This is a genomic window from Xanthomonas cannabis (assembly GCF_040616535.1).
In the GTDB taxonomy this organism is placed as follows: Bacteria; Pseudomonadota; Gammaproteobacteria; order Xanthomonadales; family Xanthomonadaceae; genus Xanthomonas; species Xanthomonas cannabis.
In genome coordinates this window covers 821,823-837,345 of the sequence record NZ_CP136580.1, presented here as the reverse complement: position 1 = coordinate 837,345, position 15,523 = coordinate 821,823, and the positions used below count along the sequence as shown (strand labels likewise).

At 66.5% G+C, this 15,523-nt stretch carries 12 protein-coding genes; 2 read left to right on the top strand and 10 right to left on the bottom strand.

Annotated features, from left to right (window positions below; all coding sequences use genetic code 11):
* Positions 1 to 2: 2 nt before the first annotated feature.
* Complete coding sequence (locus RZV17_RS03490) at positions 3 to 908, bottom strand: LysR family transcriptional regulator (RefSeq protein WP_355607262.1); 906 nt, start codon at positions 906 to 908, stop codon at positions 3 to 5.
* 88 nt (positions 909 to 996) lie between these two features.
* Here RZV17_RS03490 and RZV17_RS03485 point away from each other — a divergent pair, with 88 nt between their 5' ends.
* Positions 997 to 1,740 (top strand): sulfite exporter TauE/SafE family protein, encoded by a 744-nt coding sequence (locus RZV17_RS03485; protein ID WP_184442540.1) that lies wholly within the window; start codon positions 997 to 999, stop codon positions 1,738 to 1,740.
* Positions 1,741 to 1,844: 104 nt separating this feature from the next.
* On the opposite strand, the gene RZV17_RS03480 is transcribed toward RZV17_RS03485, so the two are convergent.
* The 5 genes from RZV17_RS03480 to RZV17_RS03460 form a co-directional block, all read right to left on the bottom strand.
* Positions 1,845 to 4,004, bottom strand: coding sequence for a carboxy terminal-processing peptidase (locus RZV17_RS03480; RefSeq protein WP_179453870.1), 2,160 nt, complete (start codon positions 4,002 to 4,004; stop codon positions 1,845 to 1,847).
* A 361-nt stretch (positions 4,005 to 4,365) separates the two neighbouring features.
* A complete protein-coding gene (gene lipA / locus RZV17_RS03475) occupies positions 4,366 to 5,379 on the bottom strand; it encodes a lipoyl synthase (RefSeq protein ID WP_184372750.1) in 1,014 nt (337 codons plus the stop codon).
* A 14-nt stretch (positions 5,380 to 5,393) separates the two neighbouring features.
* Positions 5,394 to 6,092 (bottom strand): lipoyl(octanoyl) transferase LipB, encoded by a 699-nt coding sequence (lipB, locus tag RZV17_RS03470; RefSeq protein WP_355607257.1) that lies wholly within the window; start codon positions 6,090 to 6,092, stop codon positions 5,394 to 5,396.
* Entirely contained in the window at positions 6,080 to 6,358 is a 279-nt protein-coding gene (locus RZV17_RS03465) for a YbeD family protein (protein WP_039404344.1), read from the bottom strand. Before RZV17_RS03465 ends, lipB begins: the two co-directional genes overlap by 13 nt.
* A gap of 285 nt (positions 6,359 to 6,643) precedes the next feature.
* Positions 6,644 to 7,627 carry a CsgG/HfaB family protein gene (locus RZV17_RS03460; RefSeq protein ID WP_166743834.1) on the bottom strand — a complete coding sequence of 328 codons (984 nt, stop codon included), beginning with the start codon at positions 7,625 to 7,627 and terminating at the stop codon, positions 6,644 to 6,646.
* Positions 7,628 to 7,928: 301 nt separating this feature from the next.
* On the opposite strand from RZV17_RS03460, the gene RZV17_RS03455 reads away from it, so the two are divergent.
* On the top strand, positions 7,929 to 8,990 hold the full coding sequence (locus RZV17_RS03455; RefSeq protein WP_047697175.1) for a lipid A deacylase LpxR family protein: 1,062 nt from the start codon (positions 7,929 to 7,931) through the stop codon (positions 8,988 to 8,990).
* Between the two features lie 277 nt (positions 8,991 to 9,267).
* Here RZV17_RS03455 and RZV17_RS03450 read toward each other — a convergent pair whose 3' ends face one another.
* The 4 genes from RZV17_RS03450 to RZV17_RS03435 form a co-directional block, all read right to left on the bottom strand.
* Positions 9,268 to 10,482 carry a D-alanyl-D-alanine carboxypeptidase family protein gene (locus tag RZV17_RS03450; protein ID WP_039404337.1) on the bottom strand — a complete coding sequence of 405 codons (1,215 nt, stop codon included), beginning with the start codon at positions 10,480 to 10,482 and terminating at the stop codon, positions 9,268 to 9,270.
* Positions 10,483 to 10,720: 238 nt separating this feature from the next.
* Positions 10,721 to 12,139 (bottom strand): septal ring lytic transglycosylase RlpA family protein, encoded by a 1,419-nt coding sequence (locus RZV17_RS03445; RefSeq protein ID WP_355607252.1) that lies wholly within the window; start codon positions 12,137 to 12,139, stop codon positions 10,721 to 10,723.
* Entirely contained in the window at positions 12,136 to 13,284 is a 1,149-nt protein-coding gene (gene mltB, locus RZV17_RS03440) for a lytic murein transglycosylase B (RefSeq protein ID WP_355607249.1), read from the bottom strand. Before mltB ends, RZV17_RS03445 begins: the two co-directional genes overlap by 4 nt.
* Before the next feature lie 531 nt (positions 13,285 to 13,815).
* Entirely contained in the window at positions 13,816 to 15,210 is a 1,395-nt protein-coding gene (locus RZV17_RS03435; protein WP_355607247.1) for a glycosyl hydrolase family 28 protein, read from the bottom strand.
* Positions 15,211 to 15,523: the final 313 nt, after the last annotated feature.

Genomic DNA, 15,523 nt, shown 5'->3' with positions numbered 1-15,523 from the left:
GCTTACGGCGGCTGAATCCCTGCCTGCGCCGCACCTGCCTGCAACCATTCCAGCAAGGCCTGCAGGATCACCGAGGGCGTGTCGCGCCACACGATGGACAGCTCGCGCCGCGCCCAGGGTTCGTCCAGCGGCACGGCCACCAGCTGCTGGCTGACGCTGGAGCACGCCAGCGCGGCGCGCGGCACGATGGCCACGCCGATGCCGCGCGCCAACATGCGGCACAGCGTTTCGATCCCCGGAACACGCGCGCGGATACGAAGGTGCACGCCCGCCCGTGCCAGATGGGTGCGCAAATGGCGCTGCAGGGCGTTGTCCACCGATAACGCCAGCAACTGCATGTCGGTGAGATCGGCCAGCCGCAGCGCGGTCGCTCCGGCAAGCGGATGGCCGGCCGCAACCGCCACGATCAGGCGATCATGGCGCAATGGTCGCCGCTGCAGGCCGGTGAAATCCGCATGCCCGGCGACGACCGCCAGATCCGCACGCTCCTCGCGCACTGCATCGGCGGCCTCCTCGCTGCCCCATTCGGCCAGGGTCAGGTCCACCCGCGGATGCGCCAGCAGGAAGTCGGCCACGCATTCGGGCAGCCATTCCGACAGCGCCGCCGTATTGGCGGCCAGCCGCAGGCTGACCTGCCCGCCCGCGCCGTAATCGCCCAGTTCGGTACGCATCGCCTGCGCTTGCCGGGCCAGCGTGCGCGCGTGGCGCAGCAAGACCTGGCCGGCAGCGGTAAGGGTGACGCCACGCCGGCCACGCTCGAACAGCGCCGCGCCGACCTGCAGCTCCAGTGCGCGGATACGGGCGCTGGCGGCGGCCAGCGACAGCGCCACGCGGTCGGCACCGGCGGTGATGCTGCCGGTCTCGGCCACCGCCACGAAGATCCGCAAATCGACGAACTCCACTTGCATTGCGCACCCACAGCCTTCGGCGTGGACGAAGTCTGCCTCAAACAAAGACAGCTTGCCGTGTCGCCACCGCCGCCGGATCCTGCCCGGCATGACTGATGATCGATTGCACTGGGTCCTGATTGCGGGCGTGTTCCTGCTGGCTGGCGGGGTGAAGGGTGTCGCGGGGATGGGGCTGCCCACCGTGGCGATGGGCCTGCTGGGGTTGTGGCTATCGCCGAGCCAGGCAGCTGCGCTGTTGGTGCTGCCTTCGTTGGTGACGAATCTGCAGCAGGCCTGGGGACCGGCACCGGGGGCGCTGTTGCGGCGCATCTGGCCCTTGCTGACGCTGATGAGCCTGGGCACCTGGCTGAGCGTGGGCATCATGATCGGGGGCGACCCACGCAACCTGCGCGCCGGGCTCGGCGCCCTGCTGGTGGCCTACGCGTTGCTCGGGCTGGCGCGCTGGCAGTGGACGCTGCCATCCCGCCATGAACGCTGGGCCAGCCCGTTGACCGGCCTGGCCAGCGGCCTGCTCAACGGCGCCACCGGTGTCGTGGTGCTGCCGGTGGCGCCGTATCTGGCCGCGCTGGGGCTGCCTCGCGAGATGCTGATCCGCGCATTGGCAACCTGCTTCGGCACCGCAACGCTCGCGCTGGCCATCGCGTTGGTCTGGCACGGTGGCGTGCCGTTGTCGGCAGGGGTGCCGTCGCTGCTGGCCTTGCTGCCGACGGCGCTGGGGGTCTGGGCCGGCACCCGGGTCCGGCGGCGCATTTCCGCCGAGACGTTCCGGCGCGTGTTCTTCTGCACCCTGCTGCTTCTGGGCCTGCAGGCCTGCTGGCAGGCGCTGAGCTGAGACGCGGCAGGCCGTTGCCACTGTGCGGCCGGCGCGGTGCATTGGCCCAAAACAAACGCCACCGACAGGCGGTGGCGTTGGTCAGTCCTCGGTAGTGCGGGCTGTCAGTCCGCCCAGCGCCCCGGCGCTGTGGACTGCGGCAGTACCTGCGCCGACAGCGGCCGATCCTGCGCAAGCAGGCCCAGCGCGTCGGCCAGGATGGCCGCCGACTCATGCAGCAACGGATCCGGGCGCTTTTCTGCGGCCTTTTCGCGTGCAGTGTCCTTGACGATGTCGCGCTCGTTGCCGGTCAGCCCGTCGTCACTGTCATCGGCCAGCGGATCCAGCGGCAAACCCAGCTGCTTGCGGACCTGCTGACGATCCTTGCGCTGCTGGTCCTGCTTCTGCCGTTCGGCGACACGTTCGGCCTCGTTCAAGGAGATGTACTTCTTGGCCTTCTCATCGCGGAACTGCTTGACGTCTTCCTCCCACCACTGGAATTCCTTGTCGGCAGCGATGCGCGCGGTGTGCAGGGACTGCAGCTTGGGCAGCAGCGGCGCGAAGTTGCCGTACTGGGTGTGCGGCGCAGCGGCAATGCGCGTCCACGGCAGCGCGTTGTCGTAGGTGCTCTCGCCGAACTCGGTGGCATCCACGCTGGCCGGGAAGGCGATGTCCGGCACCACGCCCTTGTGCTGTGTGCTGGAGCCGCTCACGCGGAAGAACTGCGCGATCGTCAGCTTGACCTGCCCATAGCGCTGCCCTTCTGCGGCCGGCCAACGGTCCAGGTCGACGATGTTCTGCACCGTGCCCTTGCCGAAGCTGGTTTCGCCGATCACCAGGCCGCGACCGTAGTCCTGGATGGCACCGGCAAAGATCTCCGAGGCAGAGGCCGAACCGCGGTTGATCAGCACGCCCAGCGGACCGTCCCAGGCGACCTTCGGATTGCTGTCGCCATTGACCGTGACCCGGCCACCGGATTCGCGCACCTGCACCACCGGGCCCTGTTCGATAAACAGCCCGGTCAGCTCGATCGCCTCGTCCAGCGAACCACCACCGTTGTTGCGCAGGTCCAGCACCACGCCGTCGACCTTGTCGGTCTTGAAACCGGCCAGCAGCTTGGCCACGTCGCGGGTCGCCGAGGCATAGTCGGTTGCGTTGCGACGACGACCTTCGAAGTCCTGATAGAAGCCCGGCAGCTTGATGATACCGATGCGGCGTTCCGGCTCGCTGCCCTTGGCTGGCAAGGTGATGGTTTCGCCCTTGGCGGCCTGCTCGGCCAGACGCACCTTCTGCCGGGTCAGCGTCACCGTGCGGTGCTTGCCGTCGATACCGGATTCGGCCGGGATGTACTCCAGGCGCACCTGGGTGTCCTTGCTGCCGCGGATCTTGGCCACCACGTCATCGATACGCCAGCCGATCACGTCCTCGATCGCGCCATTCTTGGCCTGACCCACGCCGACGATGCGGTCGCCCGGCTTGAGCGTGCCATCCACCGCTGCCGGACCACCCGGGATCACCTCGCGGATCACCACCATGTCGTCCTGTTTCTGCAGCTGTGCGCCGATGCCTTCCAGCGACAGCGACATCTGCTGATTGAACGTCTCGGCCGTGCGCGGGGTGAAGTAATCGGTGTGCGGGTCGACGGCGTTGGTGTAGGCGTTGACGAAGAACTGGAACACGTCCTCGCCCTTGAGCTGCTTCACCGAATCGGCGAGCGCGGCATAGCGCTTGTCCAGCGTCTTGCGGATGTCATCGGGTTTCTTGCCGGCCAGCTTCAGCCGCAGCCAGTCGTTCATGACCGACTGGCGCCACAACACATCCAGCTGCTTGTCGTCGCTGGCCCACGGCACGTCCTTGCGGTCGTACTCGAACTTGTCGCTGCCGGTGAAGTCGAAGTCCTGCTTGAGCAGGTCGCGCGCGTACTTGACGCGCTGGTCCACGCGCTTCTTGTAAACCGCAAACACCTGGAACGCCGGTTCCAGGTTGCCGCCGCGCAGTGCGTCGCCCACACCGGCCTGCAACGGCGCAAAGCCGTCGATGTCGGTCTGGGTGAAGAACTGTTTACCGCCGTCCAACGTTTCCAGGTAGCGCTTGAACACGTCCTTGGACATCGCCTCGTCCAGGGTGCGCGGACGATACGCATAGCGGCTGTCGGACAGCAGGCCGTACACGAGTTTGGTGGCCGTTGCCTGTTCGGGCGTGGCGGCCGCGGGCAGCGCGGTATCGGCGCGCGCCAGCAATGCCATCGGAGTGGTCAACACCAGCGCCAGCAGGCCGGCCTTCATAGACGCAGAAACGTTGTAGGTCATCGAATGGCTCTCGGCACGGGGCCGACGAAAGAGAGGCGGTGAACGGATCAGACAGCATGACAGTGCCCAAAGTTGCTGGCGTTGTCATCCGCTGGCTGAATCAGCCTAGCGCCGGGCACGTAGCAGATTGTGAACGCGACCGTACCTTGCAACCGCGCGCTCCCGCGCCAAAAACGACACGGCCCCGTGCGATGCACGAGGCCGTATGGAAGCGCAAACGGTCTATTGGCTGGTCAGCCAGCAGGTCACCAGCGGCGATGGGCATCGCCCCCACCCAGGTGGGCTGGATGATCGGCGCCAAGGCCCCGACGCTGCCCGGGCGTACACGCTGCTTGGCTCAGGCAGCGACGCCTGCGCCGGCCGCCTGGCGATCGGCGTGATACGACGAACGCACCATCGGCCCGGAGGCGACGTGGCTGAAGCCGAGCGCGTTGCCGTACTCCTCCAGCGCCTTGTATTCCTCCGGCGTCCAGTAGCGCATCACCGGGTGATGGTGCGGGGTCGGCTGCAGATACTGGCCTATCGTGATCATGTCCACATCGTGCGCGCGCAGGTCGCGCAAGGTGGCCTGCACCTGCTCCATCGTCTCGCCCAGCCCCAGCATGATGCCGGACTTGGTGGCGATGGACGGGTGCTGCGCCTTGAAACGCTGCAGCAGGGTCAGCGACCACTGGTAATCGGCACCGGGGCGCACGTTCGGGTACAGGTCCGGCACGGTTTCGATGTTGTGGTTGAACACATCCGGCGGACTCAGGGCCAGGATCTCCAGCGCGCGGTCCATGCGGCCCTTGCCGCGGAAATCCGGGGTCAGGATCTCGATGCGGGTCTTGGGCGAACTGACCCGGATGGCCGAAATGCAGTCGACGAAATGCTGGGCGCCGCCGTCGCGCAGATCGTCGCGGTCCACGCTGGTCACCACCACGTACTTCAGGCCCATGTCGGCCACGGTGGCGGCCAGGCTGGCCGGCTCGCCGGCGTCCGGCGGCTTGGGCCGGCCGTGCGCCACGTCGCAGAACGAGCAGCGCCGCGTGCATACCTCGCCCAGGATCATGAAGGTCGCGGTGCCGTGGCTGAAGCACTCGTGGATGTTCGGGCAGCTGGCTTCTTCGCACACCGTGACCAGGCGGTTTTCGCGCAGCTTGGCCTTGAGGTTCTGCACCGCATTGCCGGAGGGAATCCGCACCCGGATCCACGACGGCTTGCGCAGCACCGGCGCATCGACGAACTGCACCGGCGAGCGATTGATCTTGTCGCCACCGACCTGCTTGACGCCGGTCTGCAGCGGCGCAGGCGCGACGGTGTCGCCGGAGACGACCTGCAAGGGAATGGAACGGGCGATAGGCTGGGTCATGACGGTACGGGCGCTCAGGCCGGAAGCGAAAGGTCGGGCAATGCGGAGACAGGCTGCAACACGAGACCGAACTGGCGCGCCAGCTGATCGAGCAGCACCGCCTTGACGGCGGCCATCCCGGAGGGGCCGCCCAAGTCTAGCACCGAGGTCACCCGCAGGCCCTGGTAGCCACACGGATTGATGCGGTGGAACGGCTCCAGGTCCATCGCCACATTGAACGACAACCCGTGGAAGGTGCAGCCGCGCCGCACCCGGATGCCCAGCGCGGCGATCTTGGCATCGCCCACATAGACGCCGGGCGCGCCGTCGCGGCGCTCAGCCGCGATATTCCACTCGTCCAGCGTGTCGATCAGCGCCTGCTCGATCTTGCACACGTAGTCGCGCACACCGATCTTGAGCCGGCGCAGGTCCAGCAGCGGATAGACCACCAGCTGGCCCGGGCCGTGATAGGTCACCTGCCCGCCACGGTCCACCTGCAGCACCGGGATTTCGCCCGGCGCCAGCACGTGCTCCGGCTTGCCGGCCTGGCCCAGCGTGAACACCGGCGCATGCTCGACCATCCACACCTCATCGGCGGTGGATGCATCGCGCGCGTCGGTGAAGCGCTGCATGGCGCGCCATACCGGCGCATAGTCCTGCCGGCCAAGGTCGCGCAGCGATGCGGGCGGCACCGACACGGCGGCCGGCGCCGCTTGGGTCGCTACAGCGTCCACTTCACTTCCGGGTGATCACGCAGCGCCTGATGCGCCGCGTCGAACTGCTCCCGGCTCTCGGCACGGAAGCCAATCTTGACCGAGACGTACTTGCCGCTGGACGAATGCTTCCAGCTGACGCTTTCCTCCAGCAGTTCCACGCCGGTCGCAGCAAGCAGACGCGGCAGCTCGGTTTCCAGACCGCGTTCGGCCGCGCCCATCGCGCTCAGCTCGAAGGTGCCGGGGAATTGAAAGCCGTGATCAGGGTTGTCGGTGCTGATATCCATCGCCCCATTATCGGGCCGGCAGTGGGTAAACCCAAGTCCACGCCGCCTGAAACGACGCGCGGAGCCATGTGCCGGGCACTGGCTCCGCTGCCTTGCCAGGCATTAACGCCTGGCTGGAACTGCCGGACCGCGGTGGCCGGAACGCGCGGCGACCATGCCCCATCGACCATGCCGCTGCTCAGGCGGCGGCACGTCACTCGACCATCTGTCTACCGGTCAGCGACTATTTGCAAGCGTATCGAACCGCTGCGTGAACTAGGCAGCGCAGCGGCCCGAGGACAGCACTTACTTGGACAGTTCGAGCATGGCCGAGGACACCCAGCCGCGGTTGCCCATCTCGTCTTCCACTTCCCACATCACCCCTTCCTTGGTACCGGTGGGATACAGCATCATGCCGGGCTCCAGCGTACGCACTGCTGCGCCGGTGCCCTTGGCATTGGCCAGCAACCGACCTGCACGCGTCACGGTGACCGCCTGCTGCGCGTTGGATGCAGCCGCGTTGCCGGACAGGCCGCCGAGCTGGCTGACGATATCGGTATAGGCCTGCAGATAGGCCAGGGTGATCACCTGCCCGATTTCGGTATTGGCGTAACCACCCGCACCGGCCGCGCCATAGTCGCCGCCACTGAACACGTTGCCGCGCGCCCCCCAGCCCAGGTCGGTCTTCTTGGCGTTGCCTTCGGCCATGGCGACCTGTTCGGACGAGCGCACGTCGGTGATGGTCAACACCACGTCTGCCGTCTTCTTGCTGAGATTCAGACCGCCTACCAGGTTGCCGGCATTGCCGCCCACCAGGCCACCCAGCATGCCGGCAATGGCGCTGCCGCCGGCATTGCGGTTCTGCGAAATGAGGTCCGGCGTCATCACGTAGTCGGCCGCGCGAATCTGGCCCTTGCCGACATTGGAACGTGCACGCAGATCGCCATTGGCCGCCATCTCGCGCTCGCGCTGCGATGCCGCCATGCCGGCGCCACGGTCCACCAGGGTGAAGCAGCGGGACTTGTTGACGAACACCTTGATCAACTTGGACGGCGCCGGCAGTTGCTGACCCGACCACCAGTTGACCGCGTCTTCCGGCTCGATCACCGACAGGCTGCCGAGCGGCTTGGCGCACACCGGAATCTGCGCGGCGGCCTCCTTGCGCTGGTCCTGTGCAGAGCCTTTGAAGGCATCCTTGAAGCCGGCCGATGCCGGCGCGCTGACGCCGCTCAACGCAACACCCAGCATGCCCGACAGCACTGCCGCGCTTACAGAAATAGTCTTGCTCATAAGTAGTCCCCTAACACCTGCGCTGCCGTCGGCGAACGCGATCCGTTGGTGATGAGATGGCCTGCAAAGGCCGCCGTTCCTTGGGGCGTTTCCCCCGGGGGCGGATCATATGCTATTCGCGCCGGCTTTTCATGGCTCGGGCGTGCGGTTCCGACCACCTCGCAAATGGAACGCACCGGTGCCAGCAGCTTTTGCTACAGCTCGGTCATGCAGGCGCATGATGGCGCGCACTTCACGCGGCACAGCCGTGTACCCAGGCACCTTTGCCGAACCAGGTCACTCCTTACTCCCCAGGTCCTCCATGCTCCGACCGCGCGCGTTGTCTGTTGCCTTGTTGCTCTCTCTTACCGGGCTGTCGCTGCCGGCCCTGGCGGCGGATCAATGCGATTCGAGCCGGCTGGGGCGTACGCCGCCGGCGGTGAATTTCCGGGTCGACAACGACCTGTTTGGCGGCGAGGACCAGGACCAGGGGTATTCCAACGGTGCCGTGCTGACCCTGGTCTCGCCCAACCTGGTCGATTACACCGACGACCCCTGCCTGCCGCGCACCGCGCGCTGGGTCAATAGCTATCTGGAACGCCTGCATCCGGGCGAGTTCGACCAGCAGAACATGGTGTTCTCGATCGGCCAGGCCATCTTTACCCCGACCGACTACACCCGCCGCGACGTGATCCCGGACGACCGCCCGTATGCGGGCATCCTGCTGGCAAGCTTCGGCTACAACGCCCGCAACGATGCCCACCTGCGGACCACCCAGCTGCAGATTGGCGTGGTCGGCCCGTGGGCCTTTGCGCAGGAGGCGCAGGATGCGATCCACGACGCGCTGGGCGACGAGAAATTCCAGGGTTGGGACAACCAGTTGCATAACGAGCCGCTGATCAACCTGGTGCACGAACGCATGCGTCGCTGGCCGGCGGACGCCAGCGGTAATGCCGGCGGCTTCGGCTGGGACTTCATCTCGCACTGGGGCGGTTCGCTCGGCAACATGGCCACGCATGTGAACGCAGGCGGCGAAGCGCGCTTTGGCTGGAAGCTGCCGGACGACTTCGGCAGCACGCCCACCCGGCCGGCCGGCGAGAACACTGCGCCAAGTCGCTTGGGACGCGCCAGCGGCTGGTCGGGGCATGTGTTCCTGACCACCGATGCGCGCTGGGTGATCCGCGATATCACCCTGGACGGCAACACCTTCCGCAACAGCCACAGCGTGGACAAGCGCCCGTTCGTGGGCGACGTCGGCTATGGCCTGGCGGTGATGTACGGCCGCTGGAAATTCGCCCTCGCCCGCTACCACCGCACCCGCGAATTCGAGACCCAGCGCGAGACGCCGGTGTATGGCAGTTTCACGATCAGTCGGATGCTTTGAGGGCTGGGATTGGGGAGTCGGGATTGGGGATTCGTAAGAGCGGGCTGCTGGTGATTCGCCGCTCGTGCTTGCCGATGCTTAACCTCGCAATCTTGCCTGAGATCGGTAGGATGCCGGTTAGTCGGATATCGTGAGGGCGGGGATTGGGAGCCGGGATTGGGGATTTGTAGGAGCGGGTTGCTGATGATTCGCTGCTGCCCTGGCCTTTACCAATCCCGAATGCCGAATCCCCAATCCCGCAAAGAAAAAGCCGGCTTTCGCCGGCTTTTTCTTTGGATCACTCTGATTCCCACCACATCCAGAACGCGTCCCATAGGCGCTTGAAGAATCCACCCTCCTCGACCGCGTTGATGGCGACCAGCGGGGCCTGGGCGATGATCTTGCCGTCCAGGCTGACCTTCACCGTGCCCACCTGCTGGCCCTTCTTGATGGGCGCCTGCAGATTCTTCGGCACTTCCATGCTGGGCTTGAGGTCGTTGTAGCGGCCGCGCTGCAGGCTGACCAGCAGCGGCTGTGCCACGCCCAGCTGCACTTCGTCCTGTTGTCCTTTCCACACCTTCTGCTGGGTCACGACCTTGCCGGGCGCGTACAGGCTGTGGGTTTCGAAGAAGCGGAAGCCCCAGTTGAGCAGGGCCAGGCTGTCGGTGGCGCGCTGCTCTTCGGAGCTGTCGCCCATGACCACGGCGATCAGGCGCTGGTCGCCGCGCTTGGCCGAGCTCAGCAGGCAGTAGCCGGCCTCGGAGGTGTGGCCGGTCTTGATGCCGTCCACCGCCGGGTCGCGCCACAGCAGCCGGTTGCGGTTGCTCTGCTTGATGGTGCCGACCTGGAATTCCTTGATCTTGTTGTAGGCGTACGTCTCCGGGTAATCGCGCACCATCGCGCGGCCCAGCATGGCCAGATCGTAGGCGGTCGAATGGTGCCCTTCGGCGCTGAGCCCGTGCGCATTGACGAAGTACGAGTTCTTCATGCCGATCTTGGCGGCGTAGCTGTTCATCAGCGAGGCGAAGGCTTCCTCGCTGCCGGCCACGTGCTCGGCCAGGGCGATGGCGGCATCGTTGCCGGACTGGATCGCCATGCCCTTTTCCATGTCTTCCAGACGCGCGGTCTGGTTGACCGGGAAGCCGCTGTAGCTGCCGTCGGTGCCGGCGCCGCCCTCGCGCCAGGCGCGCTCGCTCATCATGACTTGGTCGTCGCGGGTGACCTTGCCGTTCTTGATTTCAGCGGCCACCACGTACGAGGTCATCACCTTGGTGATGCTGGCCGGTGCCAGCTGCTGGTGGATGTTTTCGCCGGCGAGTACCTGCCCGGTGGCGTAGTCCATCAGGATCCAGGACTTGGACACGGCCGGCGCCGGCGCGGGTGGGACCGGCAATGCAGCCTGTGAGGCCGGCGCGGTAGCCGCAGCGGGCGTCGGCTGCGGCGCAGGCGTCTGGGCGCAGACCAGGCCGAAGGCGAACGTGGCCACGGCAGCGGCGGCGAAGCGGAATTTCATTGAAGAACGACTCCTGACGGGCCCGAAGGCTGGGTAATGCGAAATTGTAAGGCGCCACGGCGATCGGGGCGATGCGCGAAGGTGCGAGCGCGCTTGCACAGTTCAGTGTCCGCGCGCCCCATACTGCGGGTGGCACGCCGCAGACGATGAGTGGGCGACGCTGGAAACCACCGCATCGCACGCGGGGCGAGTGTATTCAACGGGCGTGCCAGGCGATGGCACACCCGCGCAGCGGCGCTCAGTTGGCGACGATCTGCGGCCGCCCGAAGCCCAGCCCTGCAATCCGCTGGGAGATTTCCGACGCATTGGCATGATCGCGGGCATTGACGCGCAGGCGCCACAGGGTACGGCCACCGCTGACGATGTCGCTGACGCTGGCACCGGCGATGCCGGCCGAGGCCAGCTGCGACAGTGCGCGGTTGGCGTTTTCACGGCTGGCGAAGCTGGCCACCTGCAACAGGATGTCGCCCAGCGCCGCTTCGGCCACGCTTGGCGCCTTGGCCGGGACCTGGGCCGGGGTCTGCGCGGTCTTGAGCGGACGCGCGGGCGCGCTGTCCGGCGCCTTGACTGCCGCAACGGCGACCGGTGGTGCTGCCGGCACGGGAGCGGTGGTTGCGCCAGCCGGGCGTGGGGTCGCGGCGGCGGGCTTGCCGGTGGCCACGCGCACGCCCTGCGATTTCATCCACGCATCGAAGTTGTCGGCATTGCCGGGCTGACGCGAGTCGGCCACGCGATAGCGCCAACGCTCGCCGGCGGCCGTGACCGGCGCCGCCGCCGATGCGGCGACCGGCGCGGCAGCCGCTGTTGCAGTGCCTGCCGCAGCTGCGCGTGGCGGCACGGTGCGTGTGGGCAGCCGCTGCACCAGGCCATCGATCTGGCTGGCGCTGGCAGCCGGCCGCGCGCTGGCAATCGCGGCGTTCCCCGGTGCCTGGCCACTGCGGCGCTTGGCGAGCAGATTGCCGTTGTCGGCTTCGGTCAGGCCACGCACTTCGACGTTGCCGGTGCCCTTGCCGGTAATGCCCAGCTTGACCGCGGCGGCGTAGCTCAGATCGATCACACGGCCGTCGTGGAACGGGCCACGGTCGTTGACGCGCACCACCACCGACTCGCCGGTGTCGGTGTTGGTCACCAGTGCAAAGCTCGGCAGCGGCAGTGTCTTGTGCGCGGCGGTGAAGGCGTACATGTCGTAGACCTCCTTGTTGGAGGTCAGCCGGCCGTGGAATTTGTTGCCGTAATACGAGGCGGTGCCGCGCTCGACATAATCGCCGGGGTTGTCCATCACCACGTAGCGCTTGCCCAGCACTTCATACGGCGAACGGTTGCCGACCGCCGAGCGCGGCTCGTTGGTGACCAGCGGCTCGGGGATGCAGGCCACGTTGGGCACATGGTCGGGCGTACTGTCCTTGACCCCGGGCTTGTACAGGCCGCCGGCGGTGTAGTCGCCACGCGTGGATGGGTCTTCCTTGGCGGCAGCGTATGGCGAGGTGGATGGGCAGCCGGTGGCCACATAAGCCGGCCCCTTGCCTTCGACCTTGACGCCCTTGACCGCGCCGCCGCCGGCGTTGCCCGCGCTTTTCTTCGGTGCGCTGCTACAGGCCGCCAGGCCGAGCATCAGCGCTATCGGGATCAGCCACTTGGGGCCTGTCGTGCTGTTCATGCCGGGGGTAACTCCTTGCCGGCGATGGCCTCGGACAGCTGGAACACGGCCATCGCGTACATCTTGGAAATGTTGTAGCGGGTGATTGCGTAGAAGTTCTGGAAGCCCAGCCAGTACTGCTTGCCGTTGGCATCGTCCAGGCTGATCGGGGTGGCGGTGCTGCCGGCCACCACCGGCGCGCTGGGGTGATACCCACGCGAGGACAGGTCGGCCAACGTGTACACCGGCGACCAGTCGGTGGGATTGAATTCTTCGTGGCCGACGGCCAGTGTGGCCGGCACGGCGACCTGCCCACCGCGTACCCAGCCGCCCTTCTTGACGAAGTAGTTGGCGATGGAAGCGAACACGTCGTTGTAGTCGGTGAACAGGTTGCGCTTGCCGTCGGCATCGCCATCGACGCCGAACTGGCGGTAGCTGGACGGCATGAACTGGCCCATGCCCATCGCACCGGCGTAGCTGCCGATGAGGGTGGTGACATCGAGTTGCTCTTCTTTGCCCAGCGCGAACAGCTGGCCGAGCTCATCGCGGAAGAACAGCTCGCGGCGCACTTCGCGCTCGAGCTTGGCCGGGTCGCCACTGCGCGGGTAGCGGAACGCCAGCGTGTACAGCGCATCCAGCACGCGGTATTTGCCGGCATTGCTGCCATAGCTGGTTTCCACGCCGATGATGGACACGATGACCTGCGCCGGCACGCCGGTGGCGGCTTCGACCTTGCTCAGCTCGGCGCGATGCTCGGCGAGGAACTTGCGCCCCCCGTCGATGCGCGCCTGGGTGATGAACATCGGACGGTATTCGTTCCACGGCTTGACCCGCTCGGCCGGGCGCGACATGGCGGTGACGATGGCGTCCTTGAACTGGGCCTGGGCCAGGGTCGCTTCGATCTGCGTGGCATCGAGGCCGTACTTGGCGGCGGTGTCGCGCACGAAATTGGCACGCGCGATCTCGAACGGCACCGGGGTCAGATCCACCGGCGGCAAGGCAGGTGCCTCGGCGGCAGCGCTGGCAGGCACGGCAGCTGCAACCGGGGCAGCAGGCGGCTTGGCCGGGGGCGCACTGGCGGCCGGCGGCGGGGACGGAGGACTGGGCTGGGTCGCACAGGCGACAAGGCCGAGGGTGAGCAGGCAGGTCAGAGTGCGTCGAATCATCGGCCGAGGGTAACAGACATCGGATGAACTTCTGGCAATAAGACCATGAAACGAAAAGACTTTAGCCAAAGTCAAGGGCGGCCGCAGCAGTGGGGGTGGTTTTGTTGGTTCGGGATTCGGGAATCGGAAATCGGGAATCGGGAATCGGGAATGGGGAATGGGGAATGGGGAATGGGGAATGGGGAATGGGGAATGGGGAATGGGAATGGGGAATGGGGAATGGGAATGGGGAATGGGAATGGGGAATGGGGAATCGGGAATGGGGAAACGGATCAGAGGATGGGCGCGACGTGCGGGGCGGTGTTGCGTCCGGTTTGGCGACGTAGCGCGCGCCGCGTTGTGGGTGGAGGCGATGCCTGTACGGGTCGCTGCTTCAGCGCGCAGCGATGGGGATGGTTGCCTGGCCGCGGTGCTTGCCGGCAGCCGGCCGATACCTAACCGCTGGCGGCATGGGTCGATGGCGGCCTCGATGATTCGATCCAGGTAATGGGTCAGGCGCGACCGGCCCGGCGGCCGCGCCTGACTCTCAGCTCACAGCGCGGGGAAGCGCGGTGCGCCCGAGCAGGTGGGCACCGCACCGCCCACTTGCACCGGGGCGGTGGTGACACCGTTGCCGGTGGGCGTCAGCGTGCTGTTGCTCAGCCCGATCCGGGCATTGCTGGCGGTGACCGTGACCGAGGCGCTTGCCGTGGCCACATTGGCCAACACCAGATCCAGCGGGGTCTGTGCATCGTAGCCGCGCAGGATCCAACCCTTGCCGCCGGCGTCGTTGGCACTGCGCAGGCCATCGACCACGATGTCGCTGAAGGTCGGTTTGGTGCCGCTGCTGCCGCCGGCATAGAACGGGTTAATCACCAGCGGGCTGGTGACGCCGTACAGACAGGTACTGCGGTAGGTCACCTGGCTGACCGGCCCGCCCTTGACGATGCTGGTCTTGATGCGCAGGCCGCTGTTGTCGGTGCTGCGATTGCCCGCATCGTCGGTGGAGACGAGTGCGTTGTTGTCGACCAGCACGTTGCTGACGCCGGACATCACTTCGCTGCCGATGGAAATGCCATGCGTGCCGTAACAGCGGCTGTTGCGCACGGTGATGTTGGCCGACTTGGAGGCGATGGTCTTGATCGCCACGCAATCGTCGCCGCCCATCACATCGCTGTCGTGGATGGTGGCGTTGACCACGCTGTCCAGATCCAGGCCGTCGGTGTTGGGACTGGTGGCCGGCGACTTCACCCGCACGCCCCAGATGGTCAGGCCATTGACGATGTGCGAGAAGAAATGGAAATACGCGGCATTGACCAGATTGACGTTGTAGAGCGTGAACTGGCTGGAGTTTTGCACCTTGATCAGGTCCGGGCTGTTCTGCACCTGACCGGCCGCCTTGGCGTTCTCGCCGAACTCCCACCAGGTGGTGCTCTTGCCAAGCATGACCTGATCGCCACGGCCGTCGATGGTGCCTTGTCGCCCGTCGGTGCGGATGCCCATCACGCCTGAGTTCGCACCCTTGACGCTGATCAAGGGCACGCACCCGCCGCTCTTGGAGCCGGCGCTGCCGCAGCCGCTGCCGTAATCGGCCGGGTTGCGCGAGCCGTACAGGGTCACGCCCTGATCGATGACCAGGGTGACGCCAGTGGGAATCGTCAGCGGGCCGGTCAGAAAGGCGTTGCCACTGCCGCCGGTGAGCAGCACCGCGCCGTTCTTGCAGGCGCTGAGTGCCGCCTGGATGGTCTTGGTATCGGGCGGCGCACTTTCCAGCGCCGCATCGAACAGGTGCCCGGTCGGTGTCAGGTGGGCGGGCAGCGACGAACACACGGTTGGAATCGTCGGTTGCGCGACCGCGCGGGTATCGCCGGTGGCAAAGGTAACGGCGCCCGCCTGCGCGCAAAGCGACAGGCAGACACCGCCGATGGTGGCGGTTAGCAGTTTCATGGAAGAGGTCACCCGAATGAGGAATGGCGCGCGCCTGTGCAGGCGAGGCGACGCGGCCGCCAACGCTGCGGCGGCCAGGCGGACTCTACGAAGCGCTGTGCCCGCATGCAGCAGGCGCGCGAACCCGGCACCGCACGAACGAAGCAGGCCTACGCCGGTGTCGCGTCGTTGCAATGCACTGCGCAAAAACGCGATGCGCCCGAAAACGTGTCAGCGTTTGACATACGCCTGTCGCATCGATCGACGCTGCGGGATTGCATGCGCCGAGTACCCGAGGACACGCGCACGGCATTGGCGCAACGCGGCGACACTC

Excerpts from the sequence above, each read along its gene's own strand:
- RZV17_RS03490 (WP_355607262.1), bottom strand. The coding sequence starts at position 908 with ATGCAAGTGGAGTTCGTCGATTTGCGGATCTTCGTGGCGGTGGCCGAG.
- RZV17_RS03485 (WP_184442540.1), top strand. The coding sequence starts at position 997 with ATGACTGATGATCGATTGCACTGGGTCCTGATTGCGGGCGTGTTCCTG.
- RZV17_RS03480 (WP_179453870.1), bottom strand. The coding sequence starts at position 4,004 with ATGAAGGCCGGCCTGCTGGCGCTGGTGTTGACCACTCCGATGGCATTG.
- lipA (WP_184372750.1), bottom strand. The coding sequence starts at position 5,379 with ATGACCCAGCCTATCGCCCGTTCCATTCCCTTGCAGGTCGTCTCCGGC.
- RZV17_RS03465 (WP_039404344.1), bottom strand. The coding sequence starts at position 6,358 with ATGGATATCAGCACCGACAACCCTGATCACGGCTTTCAATTCCCCGGC.
- RZV17_RS03460 (WP_166743834.1), bottom strand. The coding sequence starts at position 7,627 with ATGAGCAAGACTATTTCTGTAAGCGCGGCAGTGCTGTCGGGCATGCTG.
- RZV17_RS03455 (WP_047697175.1), top strand. The coding sequence starts at position 7,929 with ATGCTCCGACCGCGCGCGTTGTCTGTTGCCTTGTTGCTCTCTCTTACC.
- RZV17_RS03450 (WP_039404337.1), bottom strand. The coding sequence starts at position 10,482 with ATGAAATTCCGCTTCGCCGCCGCTGCCGTGGCCACGTTCGCCTTCGGC.
- RZV17_RS03445 (WP_355607252.1), bottom strand. The coding sequence starts at position 12,139 with ATGAACAGCACGACAGGCCCCAAGTGGCTGATCCCGATAGCGCTGATG.
- mltB (WP_355607249.1), bottom strand. The coding sequence starts at position 13,284 with ATGATTCGACGCACTCTGACCTGCCTGCTCACCCTCGGCCTTGTCGCC.
- RZV17_RS03435 (WP_355607247.1), bottom strand. The coding sequence starts at position 15,210 with ATGAAACTGCTAACCGCCACCATCGGCGGTGTCTGCCTGTCGCTTTGC.